Genomic DNA, 21661 nt, shown 5'->3' on the forward strand with positions numbered 1-21661 from the left:
CGGCGAAGCCGGATCAAACCCCTCGGACGACTTGGGTGGGCCCGTCCTTCCGAGGGCCGCCGGCCGCACACCCCCTCAGCAGGTGCTGAGCGCGGCGCGGTAGGCCAGGGCACCTGGCGCACCCCTGCATCGCCACCGTCACGCGGTCGCTGATCGGACCGGCGGCGACAACGCCGGTTCGTCGACACGCCCTGGTAGACACAGAGCGGCGAGCCGGGCCTGAAGTGCCCCATGGTGTTCGCGGCGATCACGAGCTTCACCGCGGACACGCCGAGCAGCTGCGGCACAGTCGTGTAGTCCCGCATGCGCCGGAACGCCTGCCCGACCGTGAACTGGGCGATGCCCTGCTCGCCGACCTCGGCGGACGCTGCTTGCCCCGCACGTTGAGCAGCGTGTCCGTGCGGATCTCTCCGGGTACGCGCAGGCCGGCCCGACAGCGGCGCCCACGTAGATGCCGACGAACGGACCGCCGTCGATGTGGCGCGCGAGGTAGTCGAGGTCCGCGGGCTCGCCGCAGCCGGCGAGCCCGGCGGGCGAGAACGACTGCGCGGCGCGGATCCCGTCCAGCACATTGTGGGCGGCGTTGGCCACGGCCGCCTTCTCGGCGTCCGGTCCTGCGTAGTCGGCGGTCACCACGGTGTAAGCCGGCCGCGACCAGCGGAAGCATTACCGCGAGCCCCTCGGCCGGCAGGGCGGTGCCCGTGGCGAGAACGTACGAGGGCGCGCAGTCGGTGGTCAGCCTGTCCTGCGCGGTCTGGTGCGACACGAGCTTGCGCGCGCCGGGCACCGCGCTCGACTCGTAGCGCGGGTCGCTCACGGGATTGCCTGGCGACGGCGTCACGGTGGCGGACGTCGAAACCGGCGTGGGCAGATGATCTGGATCTCGGTCAACGAAAAAGGTCCAGGTGACGGAGCTGTAGTCTCCGGCTCATGGCCCCTTCGCGGACCCCGCGCCGTCGCCCGAGCCGCGCCGAGACCCGGCGTAAGATCATCGACGCCGCGGGCGAGGTGTTCGCCCGGCAGGGCATCGCGGCCACGTCACTCAACGACATCGCCATGGCGGCCGGCCTCACCAAGGGCGCCGTCTACTCGAACTTCGAAGGCCGTGACGACCTCGTGCTCACCATCATGGAAGAGCACATCGTGGAGCGCATGCGTTCGGCCACCACGGCGTTCGACGAGCTGAGCGATCTCGGCGAGGCCACTGCGGAGGCGGGCGCGCGGCTGGCCGCGGGCGTCGACACGGAGGCGACGTGGCACCGGCTTCTGCTGGAGTACTGGGGAATCGCGATGCGCAACCCAGCCGTCCACAAAGGACTCGCGTTGCGCCGGGCCCAGCTGCGCGACGCCATCACCGCGGCCATCACGCGGGCCGCGGCCCAGCACGGCGTCGACCTGCCGCTGCCGCCGGAGCAGCTCGCCGTGGTGGTGCTGGCGCTGTCCAACGGGCTCGCGGTGGAGCGCGGTGTCGACGCGTCGGCGGTGCCGGACTCGCTCTTCGCCGACGTGCTGAAACTGCTGGTCACGCCAGGCGGGGTCAGTGGTAGCGCAGAGCCGCCGGATTCGCCTGCTCCGCCAGGTACTGCCGGAAGGTGATCACCCCGTCAGCGTGGCCGGGCGCGAGATTGCCGCCTTCGGCGTAGGCGCGGAACAACGCGCCGGGCAGCCGCACCGGCAGCACGGGTTTGGTCCGGCCGGTCGCCGCGAGCAGCGCCTTCGCCAGATCGGCCGCCGCCAGCACCTCCGGTCCGCCGAAGTCCGGCGCCCGGCCCGCGGGCTCGGCCTTGGCCAGCTCGGCCAGGCGCACCGCGAGGTCGCGCACGTCCACGGGCTGGAACCGCCAGCGCGGCACCGGGACCGCGGGCAGCCGGCCCACGCCCGCGAGCACAACGCGCACCAGCGAGTGGAACTGCGTCGCGCGCTGGATCGTATGCGGCAGCCCGGAACTCGCGAGGACTTCTTCGGCGGCGAGCTTCGCCGCGTAGTAGCCCAGCGGCACGCGGTCGACGCCCACGATGGACACATACACCACGTGCGGCGGATTGCCCGTCCAGCGCGCGGCCTCCACGAGCGTCCGCATCGTGGCGACTTCGTGCCGGTAGTCGGTGGCGCAGTGCAGAACGACGTCACAACCCGCCAGCGCCGTGTTGATGCCGCGTCCGGAGCACAGATCCCCGGCGACCCAGTCGGCGCCACCTCCGCTGCGGCGCCGGCGGCTCAGCGCGCGCACCCGCTCCCCCGCCGAGACCAGGCGTTCGACGACCACGCTGCCGAGCTGACCGGTCCCGCCGGTCACCAGGATCCGTTCCGGCACGCCACCCCTTCCCGGCACCACCGCCCGGCCGGACGGCTTCCGCGGCCATCCTGGCACGCGCCCGCCCGGCCCGAAAGCCGTGCGGGTCAGGGGAAGATCAGCGCACCGCGCCGAGACGGACCGTGTGCAGGCCCTTCGACGCGATCGGCTCGCCGCAGTGCTCGCACACGCTCTTCACGTGCAGCTCTTCACCGCAGTCGTGCTCATACACCGTCGGCGGCGGGCCTTGGCGGACGAACCGGTCGCCCCACTGCATCAGGCCGAGCAGCACTGGCTGAAGCGCCTTCGCGGACTCTGTCGGCAGGTACTCGAAACGCGGCGGGTGGTCTTCGTACTGGCGCTTCTCGAGCACGCCGGCGTCGACCAGCTTGCGCAGCCGTGCCGCGAGGATATCGCGGCTGGCCCCGGTGTTCTCGGCGATCTGGTTGAACCGCCGCTCGCCCAGCAGGACCTCCCGGAGCGCGAGCAGGCTCCATCGCTCGCCGACCACCTCGAGCGCGTCCGCGATCGAGCACTCCCGGCCTCGTGCGGCCATCCGTCCCACCTCCGTTACACCCCAGCAGGAATTTCCAACCTAGCACGTCACCGGGCCGGTGTGAGCTGGCCGACAGCCCTCACCGAGTGAGTTGTGTTATCAAACCCATAGGGCGTACAACGGGATCAAGCGGCTATGCGAGGAGGCAGGTCATGAGGGACGCGGTCATCGTCGACGCGGTTCGGACACCGATCGGCAAGGGCAAGCCCACGGGGCGACTGGCGGGGGTCCACCCGGTCGATCTGCACGCGCACGCCATTCGGTCGCTCGTCGAGCGCACCGGTATCGACCCCGCCCTGGTCGACGACGTGATCAGCGGCGCGGTCGGGCAGGTCGGCGAGCAGAGCATGAACACCGCGCGCTGGGCCGCGCTCGCCGCGGGGCTGCCGGAGTCGGTGCCCGCCGTGACCGTCGACCGCCAGTGCGGCAGCAGCCAGCAGGCCATCCACTTCGCCGCACAGGGTGTGCTGAGCGGCGCGTACGACATCGCCATCGCGTCCGGCATCGAGTCCATGGGCCGCGTGCCGATGGGCAGCCAGATGGCGGGCAAGGACCCGTTCGGCGCCGGCGTGGCCGCGCGTTACCCCGAAGGCCTTGTGCCGCAGGGCATCAGCGCGGAGCTCATCGCCGCCAAGTGGGGCTTCTCGCGCGAACGGCTCGACGCGTACTCCGCCGAGAGCCACCGTCGCGCGGCACAGGCGTGGGCCGACGGCAAGTTCGCCGGCGAGGTCGCCGCGCTCAAGGCCCCGGGCCCCGACGGCACGCTGGTGGACGTGACCACCGACGAGTCGGTGCGCCCGGGCACCACGCCGGAGGTCCTCGCGGGCCTCAAGCCGGCGTTCAAGGCCGACCTGTGGTCGGAGCGCTTCCCGCAGATCGACTGGCGTGTGACCGCCGGCAACTCCTCGCCGATCAACGACGGTGCCTCGGCCGTGCTCATCACCAGCAGCGAGACGGCGAAGAAGCTCGGCCTCAAGCCGAGGGCTCGCCTGCACTCGTTCTCCGTGGTCGGCGACGACCCGCTGTACATGCTCACCGGCGTGATCCCGGCGACCCGCAAGGTGCTCGACCGCGCGGGCCTGAAGCTGTCGGACATCGACGCGTTCGAGGTCAACGAAGCGTTCGCCAGCGTGGTGCTGGCGTGGCAGGCGGAGCTCGGCGCGGACCTGGACAAGGTCAACGTCAACGGCGGCGCCATCTCGATCGGCCACCCGCTCGGCGCGAGCGGCGGGCGGCTCATGACGACGCTGCTGTCGGTGCTGGAGCAGACCGGCGGCCGCTACGGCCTGCAGACCATGTGCGAGGCCGGCGGCCTCGCCAACGCGACCATCATCGAGCGGCTGTAATTTGGCCCCGGCTCTAATGTGGCCCCGGCTCCGCCGGGGCGTGCGAGATCGCCTGGAAGCCGGTTACCCGATTGTGCGGTCGGATCGGCCGGGGGTCGATCGCACCGCACAATCGGGAGACCGGCGCGATCTCGCGCGCTCGGTTGGCGCGCTAGGTTGGCGCGGTGGGGTGGAACCTGGGCGAGCTCGTCACGAAGTACGGCGTGCCGGGCGCGCAGGTGGCGGTGCTGGCCGGCGGGGAGATCCGGGACGAGGCCGCGGGCGTGTTGAGCGTGCGCACGCGGGTCGAGACCACGACCGACTCGGTGTTCAAGATCGGCTCGATCACCAAGATCTGGACCGCCACGCTGGTCCGGCAGCTGGTGAACGAGGGCGCGCTTGATCTCGACCGGCCGGTTCACGAGTACATGCCCGGTTTCCGGCTGAGCGACCCGGCCGCGACCGCCTCGCTGACGCCCCGCCACCTGCTCACCCACACCGGCGGCATCGACGGCAACCACTATCTCGACGCCGGTCGCGACGACGACGCGATCGAAAAGTTCGTCGCCGCCCTCGCCGACGCGGACCAGCTCCTCCCGCCCGGCACCCTCTTCTCCTACTCCAACAGCGGGTACGCGCTGCTCGGCCGGCTCGCGGAGGTGCTGCGCGGCCGGCGTTTCCATGCCGTGCTGCGCGAACACCTCGTGGCACCGCTGGGCTTGCGGACCGTTGCCACCGACCCGTACGAGGCGATCCTGCACCGCGCAGCCGTCGGCCATGTCGAGGCCGGCGGGGAACTCGTGCCCACCACGTCGTGGGCGGTCCGGTACCACTGCGTACCCAGCGGCTCACACCTCGCGATGAGCGCCCGGGACCTGCTGGAGTTCGTCCGCCTGCATCTCACCGACGAGACGCTCGCGCCACTGCGCGAGCCTCAGCTCGACTCCGTCCCGGACTTCGGCGGCGGCATCCTGGGCTGGGGGCTGGGCTGGATGCTCTACCAGGACGGCGTGCTCGGCCACACCGGCGTCTCCAAGGGACAGAAGGCCTTCCTCCGCGTCGCCCCCTCGGCAGGTGTGGCGGTGGCCGTGCTGACCAACAGCGCGGGGGGCGAACCGCTGGCCCACGAGGTTTTCAGCACGGCGCTGGGGGAACTCGCCGGAGTCGGGACGGCACCGCTTCCCGCGCCGCCCGCGAACCCCACTCCGATCGACGCGGACCGCATATGCGGCACCTACCGCACCACGCTGTACGACATCGCCCTCACCGCCGAGGGCGGCCGAGCGTTCCTCACCCATCGACCCCGAAGCGCGCTCGCCGAGTCCCTCCTCGGCAAGCGTGAGAACCGCGTCGAGGTCGTCCGCCTCGGCGACAGCGCGATCAACCCTCGAGCCGAAGTTCGACGGCCACCAGGTCCTGTCGCTGGTCGGGGCCGACCGGCACGGCCGCGCCCGGTTCCTGCACAACGGAGCCGCCGCCTCCCGGATCGACTGACGGTCACCGCTCAGGAATCGTCCGCTTCCAGCCCGTCGCGATCAGCCCACTCGAGCAGGGGTTCCAGCGAGAACACGGCGTCGTCGATGCCCGCGTGGAGGTCGCCCAGCTCGGCGAAGCGCGCGGGCACCGTGGCGATAGTGCACTCTCGCGGCTCGACGTCGTCGACCTCGTCCCACCGGATCGGCGTCGACACGGTGCCCTCCGGCACCCCGCGCACCGAGTAGGCGCTGGCGATCGTGTGGTCGCGCGCGTTCTGGTTGTAGTCCACGAACAGCTTCTTCGGGTCGCGGTCCTTGCGCCACCACGTGGTTGTCACCTCCTCGGGCGCACGCCGCTCCACCTCGCGCGCGAAGGCGAGCGCGGCGCGGCGCACCTCGGCGAAGCCCCACCGGGGTTCGATCCGCACGTAGACGTGCAGCCCGCTGCCACCCGAGGTTTTCGGCCAGCCGACGGCGCCGAGCTCGTCCAGTACCTCGTGCGCGATGTGGGCGACGCGGCGGACCGTGTCGAAGGGGCAGTCGGGCATCGGGTCGAGGTCGATCCGCCACTCGTCGGGCTTTTCCGTGTCCGCGCGACGCGAGTTCCACGGGTGGAACTCCACAGTGGACATCTGCACCGCCCACGCGACGTGCGCCGCCTCGGTCACGCACAGCTCGTCGGCGTAGCGGCCGTAGCGGGGGAAGTGCACCCGCACGGTCTGCAGCCACGGCGGCGCGCCGTTCGGCACGCGCTTCTGGTGCACCTTCTCCCCCGCGACGCCCGAGGGGAACCGGTGCAGCATGCACGGGCGCTCCCGCAGCGCGCGCACGATGCCCTCGCCCACCGAGAGGTAGTAGTTCACCAGGTCCAGCTTCGTCTCGCCGCGGGCCGGGAAGTACACCCGGTCCGGGTTGGAGATGCGCACCATGCGGTCCCCGACCGCGACCTCCACCGCCGAGTCTTTCGCCATGCCGTGACGGTAACCGCTGCGCGGCGCGGGCGCGATCAGATCCGCACGAGCCGCACCCAGCCGTCGCCCGTCGCCGGTGAGCGCAGGTGCCACGTGTCAGGCCCGGAGATCGGCGTCCAGCTCCAGTCAAGGCGGTAGTCCACGGGCCGGGGCCGGCGGGCGCGGTCGAGCCAGTGGTAGTCCAGCCGCAGCAGGAAACCGGCGACCGGTCCCGCCGCCGCAATGCGCTGCGCCACCAGCGGGACGACGCGGCCCTGGTCGGCGAACGTGTCGACCATCGTGCACTCGCAGAAGTACGCGAGGGTGCCGATCTCCGGCGGGGCCGCCACCGTCGCGTCGCCGACCCGCGTGCCGATTTCGTGGCCGACGCGGGCGTAGTCCGCTGTCGTGGCCCAATTGCCGAAGATCGGCGGCGCCGTCCACGGCACCCCGCGGTTCACGTCGAGGTACGCCGCCGGCAGCACCGCGAGCGCGAACGCCAGGCTTGCTGCACCCACCCGGAGTGCGCCGCCGCGGCACAGCCACCCGGCGCCGACTACGAACACGGCGGTGAGCGCGACGATCGGCGCCACGTAGTACCACTGGTAGGGCGGCACGCCCAGCAGCGAGTACGCACCGTAGTACGCCAGCCCTCCCAGGCCCAGCACGGCCACCGGCCCGAACCGCGTGGCCTGGTCACGGCGCGCCACGAGCCACACCGGCCAGCCGAGCAGCGCCACCAGCCCGGCGGCGGCCGGCGCGAACGCCACGATCGTGGCCTTCCAGCGCTTCGGGTCGAGGTAGTACTCCGGCCCGTTGCCGTAGGTGTACTCGCCGAACGCACCCTGGGTCGTCTTGATCAGGAAGGTGTCCGGGATCGCCGAGCCGAGCGCGAACCAGCTGAAGACGAACCACGGCAGGCACACCGCGAGCGCCACGCCCGTCACCGGCAGCAGCCGGCGCCGCAGCGCGCTGACCCCCAGCGCGAACAGCACCACGAAGACGACGAGATCCAGCCGCACCAGCACCGCGAGAGCGGCCACCACGCCGAACCCGATCGCACGGCCCTCCAGCGCGTACGCCGTGAGCAGCACCAGCGCCGCCGAAATCAGGTGTACCTCCAGCCCGGTCGCCGACAGCACGAACGGGTTGACCAGGATCGCCACCGTCCCCGCCACGGCCGTGAAAAACGGCAGGCGCAGCGCCCGGGTGATGCGCGCGAACCCCCAGCCCACGGCCGTCATCGCCGCCACGAAGACGAGTCCCGCGCCGGCCACCGGGTGGACCTGGCCGCCCGCGACCCGCGTGAGCGTGCCGCCGAGGGCGAGCACCAGGACGTTCAGCGGCGAGGTCGCCGAGTTCGCCGTCTCGGCCTCGACCAGTCCCCAGTGGAAGTGCTCGGCGAGGTTGCGCGCGTATCCGAGCGTGATGAACGAGTCGTCGATGAGGCTGCCCTTGACGCCGAGGAACACCACGGCTGAGACCACGGCCACCGTGGCCGGCCACAGCAGTGCCCGGCCACGGCCGCGTCTCGCGGGCTCCCCCGGCTCGGCCGGGAGACGCGCGGGAGCCGAGGCCCGGCCCACGTCAAGTCCCGTCGCCGTGCACGAGGTAAAGCACCTGCTCGCCGGCCCACGGCGACGCGATCCGCCACTGCGCCAGCACGTTCGCCGGCGCGGCCGCGCCGACCGGGGTCGGAACCAGCGCGTACTCAGGCTTCACGGCCGGCGCGCCATAGTTGAAGTGGTGGAAGTTGAGGTCGACGAGCTTGCGGCCGAACGAGCCCATCGTTGCCTCGCGCTGCGCGATGGCCGGGCCGACCGCGCCCCGGTCGTCGAACAGGTCCACGATCGAACAGCCACAGCTGTACGCGAGCACGCCGATCTCCCCGCCACTGCGCACCGTGCCGGTACCGACGAGCCGGCCGAGCTCCGGTCCGATCCGCTCGTACTGGGCCGTGGTGGTGTGGTTCGACATGATCGGCGCGAACGGCCGCGGCAGCCCGCCCCACGCGTAGAACGCCGTGCTCACGACCACGAGCCCGACCGCCGCAACCATCGCGGGCACCCCGGCCGTCCAGCGGGCCACCGCCGGTGCGCGCCCGGCCACGGCGGCGACCGCCGCGGCGAAGAAGAGCGTGGTCACGGCGATGCTCGGCCCGTAGTACCAGTGATAGGGCGGCACGTGCAGCCGCGAGTACGCGAGGTAGTGCACGAACCCGGCCGGCACGAGCGCCGCGAACGGCAGCAGCGTCCTCGCCGCGGGGCCGCGGCGCACCAGCGTGAGGAGCCAGCCCAGGAAAGCCACCACGCCCAGCGCCGCCGGGAGGAACGAAAGCCAGGTGGCCCAAGGGAACACGCCCTCGTACAGCACCGGTCCGTTCGAGAACCCGTAGGCGCCCCACGACTTCTGCAACGTCTTGATGATCAACGTGTCCGGCACCGCGGAGCCGAGCACGAACCAGCTGAACACGAACCACGGCAGCGCGACCACGACCGCCGCCAGTACCGACTTGCCGAGCCCGGCCCAGAACCGCGCCCGCAGCAGGAGCACCACGATCGCGATCAGCACCAGGTCCACGCGGATGAGCACGAGCACGCCCGTGGCCACGCCGACGAGCACCGGCCGCCGCTCGGCCGAGAACACCAGCAGGGCCACCACCGCCGCTACGCCGAACTCGACCTCGAGCCCGATCGACGAGATCAGCAGCGGGTTCACGGTGAGCAGCGCGACGGCCAGCGGCGAGAACCACCGCGGCAGGCCCGTCCGGTCACCCAGGCGGGCCAGGCCGACCGCGATGACGACCTGGCACAGCACGTACAAGATCGCCGCGGCCAGCACGGCGTCGCGCACGACCAGCGTCAGCCCGGCCAGCACCAGCACGCTCAACGGCGATGTCGCCGTGTTCGACGTGCCCAGCTCGATCAGGCCCCAGTGCCCGTGGAACGCGAGGTTGCGGGCGAAGGAGAGCGTGATGAAGGTGTCGTCGATCAGGTGGTGACGGAACAGCGCGAACGCGCCGGCCGAGAGCACGGCGACCACGAGCGCGAGCGCGCCGTGGCGGCGTGGTGCCGGTCCGGCGTCCTCGACGTCGTCGGGTGCGGTGGTGCTGGTCGATGCCACGCGGACTCCTCGTCGGGAGGGGTCGGGCAGGGTCTCAGCGGGCGGGCACCAGCGTGAAGTGCCCGATGCCCTTGGCGGCCGAGTACACCGTCCACGAGTCGGGTCCCGAAGCCGGGCCCTTGCCGTAGAGAAGCCGGTAGTCTACCTGGCGCGGCTGCTGGTTCCGGTCGAACCAGTGGTAGTTGATGCGCAGGCCGAGGCTCGAGACTGCCCCGTCCTCCGCGATCCGCTTGCGCACGATCGACGCGACCTGACTGCGGTCGGAGAACACGTCCAGGATCTGGCAGTCGCAGTAGTACGCGAGCGTGCCGATCTCCCCCGGCCCCGCCACCGACGCGCCGTTGAGCCGCTGCCCGAGCTCGCGGCCCACCCGGGCGTAGTCGGTCGAGCTCGCCCAGTTGCCGAAGATGACCGGCGACGGCCACGGCACCCCCTGCGCGAGGTCGATCGACACCATGCCGAGCGCGGTCACCCAGGCCAGGCCCAGCGCCGTCAGTGGCGCAGCCTTGCGCAGGCCCGGCCGCCGACGGGCCTCCGCGAGCCAGATGCCGGTCATGAGCACGGCGAAGGACCCGACCGTGGCCGTCGGCGTCACGTAGTACCAGTGGTACGGGCCGACGCCGAGCGTCGAGTACACGATGTAGTAGACGACGCCGCCCAGGCCGAGACCGACGACCGGCGCGAGAGCCGGGAAGTCGTCCCAGCGGCGCGCGAAGCGCAGGCCGAACCAGGCCAGCAGGACCACGGCGCCCGCGACCGCCGCGGCGAACGTGAAGATCACCGTCACCGGCTGGTACAGGAAGTACATCACCGGGCCGCTGAAGTAGCCCCAGGCACCGAAGAGGCCTTCCTGGTCCTGCTTGATGACCAGCGTGTCGGGGATGAACGAGCCGAGCGCGAACCAGCTGAACAGGAACCACGGCGCGGCGACGAGCACGGCCGTGCCGAACGCCCGCCAGAAGTGCCGCCGGATGGCGCGCGTACTGAACGTGATGATGAGGACGAACGCGATCAGGTCGAGGCGCGTGAGCACCGTCAGTGCCGCGAACACCCCGAACAGGACCGGCCGGCCCTCGACGGCGAACACCGTGAGCCACAGCAGGATCGCCGGCACGAGCAGGACCTCGAGACCCGTGGCCGAGAGCAGGAACGGGTTCACGACCACGATCACCACGCCGAGCAGGCCGACCCACGTCGCCAGCCCGAACGAGCGCGCCAGGCGCTGCCACGCCCAGCCGATGGCGGCGGACGAGGCCACCGTGAGCGCGCCCAGCGCGAGCACCGGGTGGGCGGCGCCGCTGATCCGCGTGACGAGCGTGAGCAGCCCGAGCAGCAGCACGTCGAGCGGCGAGGTCGCCGAGTTGGCCGTGGTGCCCGGCACCAGCGCCCACTCGCCGTGAAGCGCCAGGTTCTTCGCGTAGGCGAGCGTGATGTATCCGTCGTCGGTCAAGCTCCCGCGCACCAGGAGGAACGACAACAGGCCCAGGAGGGCCGCGGCCCAGGGCAGCCACCGGAAGCGCACGGAGCGTGACCGTACGGCACCGCTGGAGTGGGGCTCGACACGGCTGTCCGCGTCTTCCGGAATCGTGACCACTGACTCATCCACCGACATGGTCCGGGAACAATAGGGGGTGTTCGTCCCGGCGATGTTAACGCCCCGCCCGTAACGCCCCGGTTTTTTCAGACCAGCGCGTGACGTCCCGTGCGCTCAGGGTCAGCACTCTGGTCGAGCACGCGCGCGGCGATGCGACCGATGGCGGTGTCGAGCTCGGCGCGGTCGCCGGTGCCCCCGTCGGCGAGCCGCTCGGCCAACCAGTCGCGCCAGGCGCGAACGAGCTTGCCGAACTCCTCGTGCCCGGCGGCGGTGCGCGTCCAGTTCCCGCCGGAGAACTTCAGGTACCCGGTGAGCTCCAGCCGCGCGAACGCGGGTTCGAGCACCTTGCGGGGGCACGCCGTAGTGCTGTCCGATCGCCGTGACCGTCGCCGGCTCGCCACGGCGTGCACGTAGGTGAACTTGCACGAGGCACCATAGGCCGCCGTGGTCGAGCTCGGAGCCGGAGCGCGCCGCGATGGCGGGCGCGACCTTGCGTCGCTCGCGGAAGAACAGCGTGGCGATGGCCCGTTCCAGCTCACGGTCGTGGTCGCGCGGCTCAGGCACCGCGAATCCGTCGCCGAGGTCGGGCGCGGCCGCCCTGGATGTGTCACTGAGCGGCACCTCCTTGAGGAAGAACGCCAGCGCCAGCGCGACGAGGCCCACCGGAGCGGCCGACAAGAACACCACATGCAGTGAATCGCTCTAGGCGGCGATCACACACTGTGACACGGCCGGCGGAAGCTGGTGCAACGCCTGCGGCAGCTGCGTCGCACGTGGATCGACTCCCGGAGGCAGGTGTGCGCCGCGAGAGCGCCGGCCAGGTTCGGGCCGAGCTGGTTGGCGTAGACCATGCCGAAGATCGCCGCGCCGAACGAGCTGCCGATGGATCGCAGGAACGTGACGCCGGACGTGGCGACGCCGAGGTCACGGTAGCCGACGGTGTTCTGCCCCGCGATGGTGAGCACCTGCATGCCGAGGCCGATCCGGAGCCCCAACACCGCCATGCACAGCGCCGACTTCCAGAACCCCTTCTCCGGTTCGAGATGCGAGAGCAGGTAGAGGCCGGCCGTCACCAGGGCGGAGCCGACCAGGGGGAAATCTTGTACCGGTCGGTGCAGCTCACGAGGTTGCCCGACAGGATCGACGCGAACAGCAGCGCACCTTGCACGTAGTGCATATAGGTGGGCAGGTAGGACAGCGCCCCGAGCGTCGCGAAACCGACGACGAAGCTCATGATCCCGGCCACCGTGAACACCGGGTTCCGGAACAGCCGCATCGGCAGCATCGGTTCCTTCGCCCGCAGCTCCACGAGGCCGATGAGCAGGGTGCCGAGATAATCGATCACGGGTTTGAGGGCGGCCCGCGCGGGGGGGCATCGCCGACGCGGCCACGATGAGCACCACGACGACCAGCGGGATGTTCACGTAGAACGCCCAGCGCCACGACAGGTGGTCCACGAAGAAGCCGCCGAGCATCGGTCCGGCCACGGTCACCACGCCGAACACCGAGCCGAGCGCGCCGTGGTACTTGCCGCGTTCGCGCAGCGGCACGACGTCGGCGATGAGCGCCGTCGAGGTCACCATGAGGCCACCGCCGCACAGCCCCTGCACGGCGCGCCACACCATCAGAAGAAGGAGCCGACCCCGAAGATCACGACGGACAGCTGCAACATCATCTTGAGCACGAAGGGGTCGCCGAGCTTGCCGACGACCACGGTCATGATCGTCTCGGCCAGCAGGTACGCGGTGACGACCCAGGACAGGTGCCCGCCCCGCCGAGGTCACCCACGATCGTGGGCAGGGCCGTGCCCACGATCGTCTGGTCCAGCGCAGCGAGCAGCATGCCGAGCAGGACCGCGCCGAACACCGCGTTGATCTTCCGCCGCGACAAGCCGGCCCCCAGCGCGGCCGGCTCCTCCTGCGTCACCTCGGCCGTGACTGTCCTGCGTCCCTCCTCGTCACCCGCTCGGCGGTCGTGCCCGCGGGTCCACGTCGGGCGAGGCGTCCACTGTGGATAGCCGCTCGCTCCGGTGACGCGGGCGCCGTCCACGGTGGACACCGGCCGGTCCGAGCGACCGGCGCTTCGCGGGCCGGCGGACCACGTGCAGGCACGTCCACGCGACGGGGCTCACCGCGTTCACGCCCACAAAGGCCGAGCGAGGTCGGCCCCACAAGACGTCATCGAGGCGACTGCGCCCGACGCCCGGCCCACCGCCGGCACCTCCATCCGTGCGGGGTGGCGGCGGCCGCACCGACGCCACCATCACATTGACCGGACGGGTGCGCGTGGCCAAAGTGTCCCTCGTGGACTACGTGGACGAACGCTCCGGCCGCCGCTACCCGCTCGACGCCCTGCGCTGGTGCGGGGAGGACGGCGCGCCGCTCACCGTGGAAGCGCTGCCGGGCATCACGCGTGAGCAGGTGGACACCGCGACGCGGTCGCTGTGGCGCTACCGCGCGGCGCTGCCGGGCGACCTGTGGCCGATCTCGCTCGGCGAGGGCTGCACGCCGCTGGTCGAGCGGCCGTGGCGCGGGCACGGCACCCGGTTCAAGCTCGAGTGGTTCAGCCCCACGGGGAGCTTCAAGGACCGCGGCAGCAGTGTCATGCTCTCGGCGCTCGCCCAGGCCGGCGTGCGGGAGGTCCTCGAAGACAGCTCCGGCAACGGCGGTTCTTCGGTGTCGGCCTACGCGGCGGCAGCGGGCATCGCGGCCACGATCCTCGCGCCGGAATCGACGTCACCCGCGAAGATCCTGCAGAGCCGCGCGTACGGCGCGGTCGTGGACCTCGTGCCGGGCAGCCGCGACGACACGGCCGCCGAGGCCCTGCGCCGATCCGGGGAAACCACGTACGCGAGCCACAACTGGCACCCGTTTTTCCTGCAGGGTACGAAAACCCTCGCGTACGAGCTGTGGGAGGACTTCGGGTACACCGCGCCGGACACGGTCGTGACCGTGGCCGGCGCGGGCAGCCTCGTCCTCGGCCTCGACCTCGGGTTCGGCGAGCTGCTCGCCTCCGGCGCGATCGCGAAGCGGCCGCGCCTGTTGGTCGCGCAGCCCGCGAACTGCGCGCCGATCGACGCCGCCTTCCGCGCCGGTGCCGATTTCGCCGTGCCGACGGAGTTCGCCCCGACGATCGCCGAGGGCACCGCCATCCGCGAACCGGTCCGCCTCCCCGAGGTGCTCGCTGCGATCCGCCGCTCCGGCGGGGCGACGGTGGCCATCGCCGAGGACGAGATCGCCCGCGCCGCGCGGGAGCTTCCCCGGATCGGCCTCTACGCCGAGCCGACCAGCGCCACCGCGGCGGCCGCCGTCGACGTCTTCCGCGCCGAGGGCGTACTCGCGCCCGGGGAGACGACCGCCGTCATCCTCACCGGCTCCGGGCTGAAGGCGGCCACCACGATGAGCACGCTCGTCTGACCGCGACCGGTCAGCGGTCGTGGCTGCGCCGGTCGTAGGAGACCGCGTAGATCGCGCTGCGGGCGGCCAGGATCGGGTCGTCGGACAGCTCGATGCCCTCGGTGAGCAGCGTGGGGTCGAAGACTTGGGCGTTCCAGTGCTCCTGGTCGGTGACCTCGGCGGTGATCGCCAGCCGCCCGGCCGTGATCTCCGTGCGCTCGGCGGGCCACACGAGCGTGGCGTCGTTCGTCGGATCGCCCGGCTCGCCGAGCTGCACCTTGAGGGTGAACTCGACCGGGCCGCGCGCCAACCGCCGGCCGAGCTCCTCGGTGAGGTGCTCGGCCGACCAGTCACCGCCCTCGCCGGCGGCGAGCACGTGGTCCCCGGCCCCGGGCACCCAGCGGTAGCGCACCGGGCGCCGGGAATCGTCGGCGGCGCGCCAGAAGAACGCGTGGATCGCCCAGTAGGTGGTGGTGCCGTAGCTGACCGGTGTGGGCACCTGCGAGGCGGTGAACAGGCCCGAGCCCGCGCTCGGGTGCGCGTCCACATGAGCCTGCACCTTGCTGAGGTCGGGCGCGCCCGTCACCGGGTCGGGCGCGGCCGACTTGAGCAGCGCGAGGAAGTCCTCGGGCGTCGCGGCGATGAACCGGTCGAGGTTGACGCCGACGATGTCGGTGGTTCCGCCACCCGGGAGGTGGAACTTCACGGCGAGCCCGCGCACGGCCGTGCCGGCGTCGGGCAGGTGCGGGTTGGTGTCGGTGTGCGAGAACCGAACGGTCGCGCGCACGGGCTCGCCGCGCAGGTGCGCCGCCGTGGTGAGGTCGGCGGCGACGCCGGACGGGACGAAGGTGGCGTCGTAGCAGACGCCCCGGGCGTGGGCCCGGCGGTAACCCGGGTAGGTGCCCTTCAGCTGCTCGATCTCGTCCACGATGGACACGGAGAGCTGGGACGCGGGCAGTTCGGTGGTCATGTCGCGAAGGTAACGGCGGTCGCGCGTGCGCGACGGCCGCACTACCCGCCCGGCCATGGAAGTGTTCCTGAAGTTCCCGCGAACCCGAGAGATATTCCGAAAACCCGGCCACCGGAATCGCCGGACCGGGCGCATCCAGCTTGATCAAGTCGGCGGAAGGATGCCGCCCCTGTCAAATCGAGGGAGCGTTTTCCGGGGATTTCCCCCGAGTGAGGTGTCGCACACCTTAAGTCTTCCTTGGTGTGCTTGGTCACGCGCGCTCGCACCGCTAGCGTCACGCAACCATGGATTCCACAGTGGTCGCAGGCGAAGGCGACAGCTACACGAAAGCACTGGGCAACCGCCAGGTGCAGATGATCGCGATCGGCGGCGCGATCGGTGTCGGCCTCTTCCTCGGGGCCGGCGGCAAGCTCGAGCAGGTCGGCCCGTCGCTGGTGCTCTCCTACGCCATCTGCGGCATCGCCGCGTATTTCGTCATGCGCGCTCTCGGTGAACTCGTCCTGCACGAACCGAGTTCCGGAAGTTTCGTCACCTACGCTCGCAAGTTCATCGGGCCGTGGGCCGGTTTCGTGTCCGGTTGGATGTACTGGGTGAACTGGGCGATGACCGGCATCGCCGAGATCACCGCCGTCGCGATCTACGTGCACAAGTGGCTGCCCGACGTGCCGCAGTGGATCACCGCGCTCTTGGCGCTCGGCGTGCTGCTCGGTGTGAACCTGGTGAGCGTGAAGCTGTTCGGTGAGCTGGAGTTCTGGTTCTCCGTGGTGAAGGTGCTCGCGATCGTGGTGTTCCTGATCACGGCGATCGGCCTCGTGATCGCGGGCGCCGACATCGACGGCACCCCCGCCGGTGTGCACAACCTGACCGACCACGGCGGCTTCTTCCCCGCGGGTATCGGCATCGCGCTCATGACCCTGCAGGCCGTGATTTTCGCCTACTCCGCGATCGAGGTCGTCGGCATCGCGGCCGGCGAGACCAAGGACGCGCGCAAGGTGCTGCCGAAGGCCATCAACGGCGTCGTCTGGCGCATCGGCGTGTTCTACGTCGGTTCGGTGCTGCTGCTGGCCATGCTGATGCCGTGGTCGTTCTACAGCGGCGCCGAAAGCCCGTTCGTCACCGTCTTCTCGCGCTTGGGTATCGGCGGCATCGGCGACGTGATGAACGCCGTGGTGCTCACCGCCGCGCTCTCGTCGTGCAACTCGGGTCTCTACTCGACCGGCCGCATCCTGCGCGCGCTGGCCGACCACGGCGAGGCGCCGAAGTTCGTCGGCCGCATGAACAGCCGCCACGTGCCCTACGGCGGCATCCTGTTCACCTCGATCGTCTACGTGCTCGGCGTCGTGCTGAACTACATCGTTCCGCAGGAGGCGTTCGACATCGCCATCGCGGTGGCCTCGCTCGGCGTCGTGGCCACGTGGGCCACGCTCATCTACTCGCAGATGCGCATGCGCCAGGCCGCGCTGCGCGGCGAGGTCGAGCGGCCGAGCTACCGCATGCCGGGCGCACCATACACCGGCTGGGCCACGCTCGGATTCCTCCTGCTGGTCGTCGTGCTGATGGGCTTCTCCGACGGCGCCGAGAAGATCGCGTTCTACTCCATCCCCGTGCTCGCGATCGTCCTGGCGGTCGGCTGGCGGATCGTGTCGCGCCGACGCGGAGCGCGCGTCGGCGACCGCGCCTGAGCCCGCCACCGGGCGGCGCCGCGCACGCCGGGCCGGGCACCGTTCCCGGCCCGGCGTGCGCGGTGCAGGCATACTCGGGTCCGGCGGCGCGGACGCGTCGCACAGCGGGAGGTCCGTGATGGTGTCGTCGGGAACGTCCCGGAAGGTGACGATCCACGACGTCGCCCGCAGCGCGGGGGTGTCGCGTCAGACCGTGTCGCGGGCGCTCAACGACAAGGCCGAGATCGACGGCACCACGAAACAGCGGGTGCTCGACGCGGCTCGTGAGCTCGGCTACCGGCCGAGCCGGTTCGCCCGCGGCCTCGTGCGCCAGGACACCACCACGATCGGGCTCGTGATCCCCGACCTGCTCAACCCGTTCTTCACCGAGGTCGCCGCCGCCGCGCTCGAGGCCGCGCGCGCCCGCGGCTGGCACGTGGTCGTGTACGACACCTCCGACAGCGCCGAGGAAGAGCTCGGCACGCTGCAGGTGATCGGCTCGCAGGTCGACGCCGTCGTCGGGTACTTCAGCCGGCCCGAGGATGAGCTCGACCGCTTCACCCGCGGTATCCCGGTGGTTCTCATCGGGCGCGAGCACCACACGCCGCGGTTCAGCTCGATCCGGGTCGAAGGCGCGGATGGCGTGCGGGCCGCGATCACCCACCTCGTGCGCGCCGGTCACCGGCGCATCGGCATGCTGGACCACGCGGGCCGCGCCGAACCGAGCGTCCGGCGCGACTGGTTCGCCGCCGCGGTCGCCGAGCACGGTCTCGAAGCCGAGGTCGTCGAGCGAGCCGCCCAGTCGGTCGACGGCGGTGCCGCCGCCCTGGAGGCGCTGCTGGCCGAGCACCCCGACGTGACCGCCGTGTTCACCTTCAACGACATCATCGCCATGGGCGCACTGCGCGCCGCCCGCCGCGTCGGGCGCCGGGTGCCGGACGACCTCGCCGTGGTCGGGTTCGACGGGCTGCAGCTCGGCACCGTTGTGGACCCGGCGCTGACCAGCGTCGCCCTCGACACACGCCGGCTGGGCGCGCTCGCGATCGACCAGGCCGCGCGCCTGCTCACCGGCGCCACTCCCCTCTCGGCCGACGAGCTCGTGATCCAGGCCGAGCTGCTGGTCCGCGAATCCGCCTGAGCCGCTCCGCTTGACACCCCGAGGTACCTCGCGCACACTTCCGGGCAATTCGTGAACGTTCACGGGAGCGCTCACGGAGCTCTCCGGAGGGTCCCCGATGACGTTGACTCGACGACGGTTCCTGACCGGCGCGGCGGCACTCGGCGCCGCGGCGTTCGGGGCAGTTGCCTGCACCAGTCCCACGACCGCCAACCCAGGGCGGATCACGCTCTGGTACACCTCGAACGGCCTGTCCGACGCCGTGCTCGGCGAGGCCGTGACGCGGTTCGCCGCCGACAAGCTGACGCCTTCGCAGGTCAGCGGCGAGCTGAAACAGCGGCTGCTCGCCGCGCTGGCCGGCGAGGCCTACCTGCCCGACATCACCATGCTCGGGGACGACATCGCCACCTACTTCGCCGATACCGACCACTTCGTCGATCTGAACAGCCTGGGCGCGGGAAATGTGCGCGACGATTACCTGCCCTGGAAGTGGCAGGCTGGCACCAGCCCCGCCGGCTTCCAGCTCGGGTTCCCCGTCGACGTCGGCCCGGCCGCGCTGTACTACCGCCACGACCTGTTCACCGTGGCAGGCCTCCCCAGTGAGCCGGACGAGGTCGCCGCGGCCGTGTCCACGTGGGACGACTACTTCACGTTCGGCGCGCACGTGCAGAAGAAGCTGCCCGGGCGGTACATGATCACCGACACCAAGACGGTGTTCACGTACTCGCTCGCGCAGGAACCGCACAAGTACTTCGACCGCGCCAACCACTATCTCGACGACCAGTCGCAGGTCCGCCGCGCGTGGGACCGGGCAGTGCAGGCGTTCCGGATGGGCCTGACCGCCGGGTACGCGGGTTCGCAGAGCGTCAACGGCCAGTCGATCGACCGCCACGCGGCCTGGAACAGCGGCAAGGAGCTCAGCTTCGTCAACGCCTCCTGGATCACCGGCGAGCTCAAGGAGTCGGCGCCGGGCACCTCGGGCAAGTGGCGCGTGTGCCGGCCGCCCGGTGGCGCGGGCAACCAGGGCGGTTCGTTCCTGGCGATCACGAAGTACTGCCCCGACCCGCACGCCGCGTTCGAAATCGTGAAGTGGCTGCAGTCGCCGCAGAACCAGCCGCGGACGTTCCTGGACCTGGGGCTCTTCCCGCCCAGTCCCTCGGCCTACACGGACCCTCGGCTGCTCGGCCCAGAACCGTTCTTCGGCGGACAGGTCACGATGGACGTGTTTTCGAAGATCGCACGGGAGGTCAAGCCCGTGTACTTCAGCCCGTGGGACATCACGATCAGCGACACGTACACCGACGAACTGACCAATGTGGAAAGTGCGGGCAAGGACCCCGAGGACGCGTGGCAGGACGCCCGCGCTTCGGTGGAACGCCTGCTGCGCCGTCAGGGGGTGCTCTCGTGACAGCGATCCTGCCCGCCGAGACGGCCGGAGCCCGCCGTGCCCCGGTCCGGCGCACCACCGACGGCCGCCGCAAACGGTGGCGCTACCTGCCCCAGTACCTGGCCGTCGCGCCGTTCTTCGTGCTGTTCGCGATCTTCGGCGTCTACCCAGTGCTGTACTCGCTCTACCTCGCACTGCAGCGCTGGGACGGCGTCGGCCCGATGAAGTTCGTCGGGCTGGAGAACTTCGCGTTCCTGCTGTCGGACACCGCGTTCTGGGACTCGATCGGCAACACGCTGGTCATCTGGGTGATGTCGACGGTCCCGATGACGGCGCTCGCGCTGCTCATCGCGGTCGGCCTCAACTCGTCGGTGCGGTACAAGGGCCTGCTGCGGGTCGCGTACTTCCTGCCGAACGTGACCTCGATCGTGGCGATGTCCCTGGTGTTCGGCTCGATCTTCTCCGACGAGTTCGGGATCCTGAACTGGTTCCTGGGCCTGTTCGGCATCGGCAACGTCGACTGGCTGAGCGACCCGTGGGCCATCCGCTGCGCGATCTCGATCATGATCATCTGGCGCTGGACCGGCTACAACGCGATCATCTTCCTGGCCGGGCTGCAGGCGTTGCCGCCGGACGTGTTCGAGGCGGCCCGCATCGACGGCGCCGGCCCGGTGCAGACGTTCTTCCGCATCACGCTCCCGTTGCTGCGGCCGGTGTTGCTGTTCTCCGTGGTGATGTCGGCGATCAACGGCCTGCAGATCTTCACCGAGCCGCAGGTCCTGCTCGGCAACCGCGGCGGCCCCGGCGGCGCGGGCATGACGATGGTCCTCTATTTCTACAACACGGCCTTCGCGGACAACGATTACGGTTACGGCGCCGCGATCGCGTGGGGCATCTTCATGGTCGTCGTGCTGTTCTCGATCCTCAACTGGCGGCTCGTGATGCGGCCCGAGCGCGGCCAGGTCCAGACCAAGGGAGCCGGCCGATGACGAAGAGGCGCGCACGGGTGCTGACGCTGGTGGCTCTGATCGCCGGCGCCCTGATCACCCTCTTCCCCTACTACTGGCTGGCCGTGATGGCGTCCAACACCACGGCCGACATCTACGCGACCCCGCCGCGGCTGACGTTCGGCGGGCACCTGTTCGCCAACATCGGCGAGGTGTTCGCGAAGATCGACTTCTTCGGCTCGCTGCTCAACACACTGGTCGTCGCCCTGGTCACCACCGTGCTGGTGCTGTTTTTCGACTCGCTGGCGGCGTTCACCTTCGCCAAGTACGACTTCCCGGGCAGCAACGTGCTCTTCGGCATCCTGCTCGCGACGTTCGTGGTGCCCACGCAGCTCTCGGCGATCCCGCAGTTCACGCTCATGGCCGGTTTCGGCTGGGTCGGCGACCTCAAGGCGCTCATCGTCCCGGCCGCCGCCAACGCGTTCGGCATCTTCTGGATGCGCCAGTACGCCCGCGGCGCCATCCCGGACGAGTTGCTGGAAGCGGCCCGGATGGACGGCGCGGGGTTCTTCCGCACGTACCTGTCGGTCGGGCTGCCGGTGCTCCGCCCGGCGCTCGCGTTCCTCGGCATCTTCACCTTCGTCAACGCCTGGAACGACTACCTGTGGCCGCTGGTCGTGCTGATCGACTCCAACCACGTGACGCTGCAGGTGGCGCTTTCGCAGCTGCAAGGCGTGTACGTGAAGGACTACAGCGTTGTGATGGCCGGGACGCTCGTGGCGATCGTGCCGCTGATCATCGTCTTCCTCTTCGGTGCCCGGCACTTCATCCGCAACATCGCCGCCGGCGCCCTCAAGGGCTGAAAGGA

Annotated in this window: 15 protein-coding genes and 2 pseudogenes; 9 read left to right on the forward strand and 8 right to left on the reverse strand. The window is 70.7% G+C overall.

Annotation, left to right across the window (positions count from 1 at the left end):
• Positions 1-930 precede the first annotated feature (930 nt).
• The gene (locus tag AB0F91_RS19305) at positions 931-1596 is read left to right on the forward strand and encodes a TetR family transcriptional regulator (protein ID WP_360598904.1); all 666 of its coding nucleotides are present in this window, start codon (positions 931-933) and stop codon (positions 1594-1596) included.
• Here the strand turns inward: AB0F91_RS19305 and AB0F91_RS19310 are convergent.
• Together AB0F91_RS19310 and AB0F91_RS19315 are read right to left on the reverse strand one after the other, a co-directional pair.
• Complete coding sequence (locus tag AB0F91_RS19310; RefSeq protein WP_360598905.1) at positions 1538-2314, reverse strand: NAD(P)H-binding protein; 777 nt, start codon at positions 2312-2314, stop codon at positions 1538-1540. The two genes, AB0F91_RS19305 and AB0F91_RS19310, sit on opposite strands and share 59 nt — an antisense overlap.
• Before the next feature lie 97 nt (positions 2315-2411).
• Complete coding sequence (locus AB0F91_RS19315; protein WP_360598906.1) at positions 2412-2849, reverse strand: helix-turn-helix domain-containing protein; 438 nt, start codon at positions 2847-2849, stop codon at positions 2412-2414.
• 152 nt (positions 2850-3001) lie between these two features.
• On the opposite strand from AB0F91_RS19315, the gene AB0F91_RS19320 reads away from it, so the two are divergent.
• Both AB0F91_RS19320 and AB0F91_RS19325 read left to right on the forward strand, forming a co-directional pair.
• Positions 3002-4195 (forward strand): thiolase family protein, encoded by a 1194-nt coding sequence (locus AB0F91_RS19320; RefSeq protein ID WP_360598907.1) that lies wholly within the window; start codon positions 3002-3004, stop codon positions 4193-4195.
• Between the two features lie 224 nt (positions 4196-4419).
• A pseudogene (locus tag AB0F91_RS19325) lies at positions 4420-5235 on the forward strand (serine hydrolase domain-containing protein); the annotation flags it as partial.
• Positions 5236-5678: 443 nt separating this feature from the next.
• Here AB0F91_RS19325 and ligD read toward each other — a convergent pair.
• The 5 genes and pseudogenes from ligD to AB0F91_RS19350 form a co-directional block, all read right to left on the reverse strand.
• Complete coding sequence (ligD, locus tag AB0F91_RS19330; RefSeq protein WP_360598908.1) at positions 5679-6620, reverse strand: non-homologous end-joining DNA ligase; 942 nt, start codon at positions 6618-6620, stop codon at positions 5679-5681.
• 35 nt (positions 6621-6655) lie between these two features.
• Complete coding sequence (locus tag AB0F91_RS19335) at positions 6656-8092, reverse strand: hypothetical protein (RefSeq protein ID WP_360598909.1); 1437 nt, start codon at positions 8090-8092, stop codon at positions 6656-6658.
• 94 nt (positions 8093-8186) lie between these two features.
• Positions 8187-9722 carry a hypothetical protein gene (locus AB0F91_RS19340; protein WP_360598910.1) on the reverse strand — a complete coding sequence of 512 codons (1536 nt, stop codon included), beginning with the start codon at positions 9720-9722 and terminating at the stop codon, positions 8187-8189.
• 34 nt (positions 9723-9756) lie between these two features.
• Entirely contained in the window at positions 9757-11244 is a 1488-nt protein-coding gene (locus AB0F91_RS19345) for a hypothetical protein (protein WP_360598911.1), read from the reverse strand.
• Positions 11245-11402: 158 nt separating this feature from the next.
• Positions 11403-13158: pseudogene (locus tag AB0F91_RS19350) on the reverse strand (MDR family MFS transporter).
• 461 nt (positions 13159-13619) lie between these two features.
• On the opposite strand from AB0F91_RS19350, the gene AB0F91_RS19355 reads away from it, so the two are divergent.
• Positions 13620-14732: a pyridoxal-phosphate dependent enzyme gene (locus AB0F91_RS19355; RefSeq protein WP_360598912.1), complete on the forward strand. Its 1113-nt coding sequence runs from the start codon at positions 13620-13622 to the stop codon at positions 14730-14732.
• Positions 14733-14742: 10 nt separating this feature from the next.
• On the opposite strand, the gene AB0F91_RS19360 is transcribed toward AB0F91_RS19355, so the two are convergent.
• Positions 14743-15681 carry a catalase family peroxidase gene (locus AB0F91_RS19360; protein ID WP_360598913.1) on the reverse strand — a complete coding sequence of 313 codons (939 nt, stop codon included), beginning with the start codon at positions 15679-15681 and terminating at the stop codon, positions 14743-14745.
• Between the two features lie 284 nt (positions 15682-15965).
• Between AB0F91_RS19360 and AB0F91_RS19365 the strand changes: the two genes are divergently transcribed.
• From AB0F91_RS19365 to AB0F91_RS19385, 5 genes are all read left to right on the forward strand, one after another.
• Positions 15966-17363, forward strand: coding sequence for an amino acid permease (locus AB0F91_RS19365; protein WP_360598914.1), 1398 nt, complete (start codon positions 15966-15968; stop codon positions 17361-17363).
• Positions 17364-17508: 145 nt separating this feature from the next.
• Positions 17509-18480: a LacI family DNA-binding transcriptional regulator gene (locus tag AB0F91_RS19370; RefSeq protein WP_360598915.1), complete on the forward strand. Its 972-nt coding sequence runs from the start codon at positions 17509-17511 to the stop codon at positions 18478-18480.
• Positions 18481-18577: 97 nt separating this feature from the next.
• A complete protein-coding gene (locus AB0F91_RS19375) occupies positions 18578-19867 on the forward strand; it encodes an extracellular solute-binding protein (RefSeq protein ID WP_360598916.1) in 1290 nt (429 codons plus the stop codon).
• The gene (locus AB0F91_RS19380; RefSeq protein ID WP_360598917.1) at positions 19864-20835 is read left to right on the forward strand and encodes a sugar ABC transporter permease; all 972 of its coding nucleotides are present in this window, start codon (positions 19864-19866) and stop codon (positions 20833-20835) included. The genes AB0F91_RS19375 and AB0F91_RS19380 overlap by 4 nt, the downstream gene beginning before the upstream one ends.
• The gene (locus AB0F91_RS19385) at positions 20832-21656 is read left to right on the forward strand and encodes a carbohydrate ABC transporter permease (RefSeq protein ID WP_360598918.1); all 825 of its coding nucleotides are present in this window, start codon (positions 20832-20834) and stop codon (positions 21654-21656) included. The genes AB0F91_RS19380 and AB0F91_RS19385 overlap by 4 nt, the downstream gene beginning before the upstream one ends.
• Positions 21657-21661 lie beyond the last annotated feature (5 nt).

Origin of the sequence: Amycolatopsis sp. NPDC023774, assembly GCF_040639695.1 — a bacterium.
In the GTDB taxonomy this organism is placed as follows: domain Bacteria; phylum Actinomycetota; class Actinomycetes; order Mycobacteriales; family Pseudonocardiaceae; genus Amycolatopsis.

Excerpts from the sequence above, each read along its gene's own strand:
- AB0F91_RS19385 (WP_360598918.1), top strand. The coding sequence starts at position 20,832 with ATGACGAAGAGGCGCGCACGGGTGCTGACGCTGGTGGCTCTGATCGCC.
- AB0F91_RS19375 (WP_360598916.1), top strand. The coding sequence starts at position 18,578 with ATGACGTTGACTCGACGACGGTTCCTGACCGGCGCGGCGGCACTCGGC.
- AB0F91_RS19365 (WP_360598914.1), top strand. The coding sequence starts at position 15,966 with ATGGATTCCACAGTGGTCGCAGGCGAAGGCGACAGCTACACGAAAGCA.
- AB0F91_RS19360 (WP_360598913.1), bottom strand. The coding sequence starts at position 15,681 with ATGACCACCGAACTGCCCGCGTCCCAGCTCTCCGTGTCCATCGTGGAC.
- AB0F91_RS19320 (WP_360598907.1), top strand. The coding sequence starts at position 3,002 with ATGAGGGACGCGGTCATCGTCGACGCGGTTCGGACACCGATCGGCAAG.
- ligD (WP_360598908.1), bottom strand. The coding sequence starts at position 6,620 with ATGGCGAAAGACTCGGCGGTGGAGGTCGCGGTCGGGGACCGCATGGTG.
- AB0F91_RS19305 (WP_360598904.1), top strand. The coding sequence starts at position 931 with ATGGCCCCTTCGCGGACCCCGCGCCGTCGCCCGAGCCGCGCCGAGACC.
- AB0F91_RS19315 (WP_360598906.1), bottom strand. The coding sequence starts at position 2,849 with ATGGCCGCACGAGGCCGGGAGTGCTCGATCGCGGACGCGCTCGAGGTG.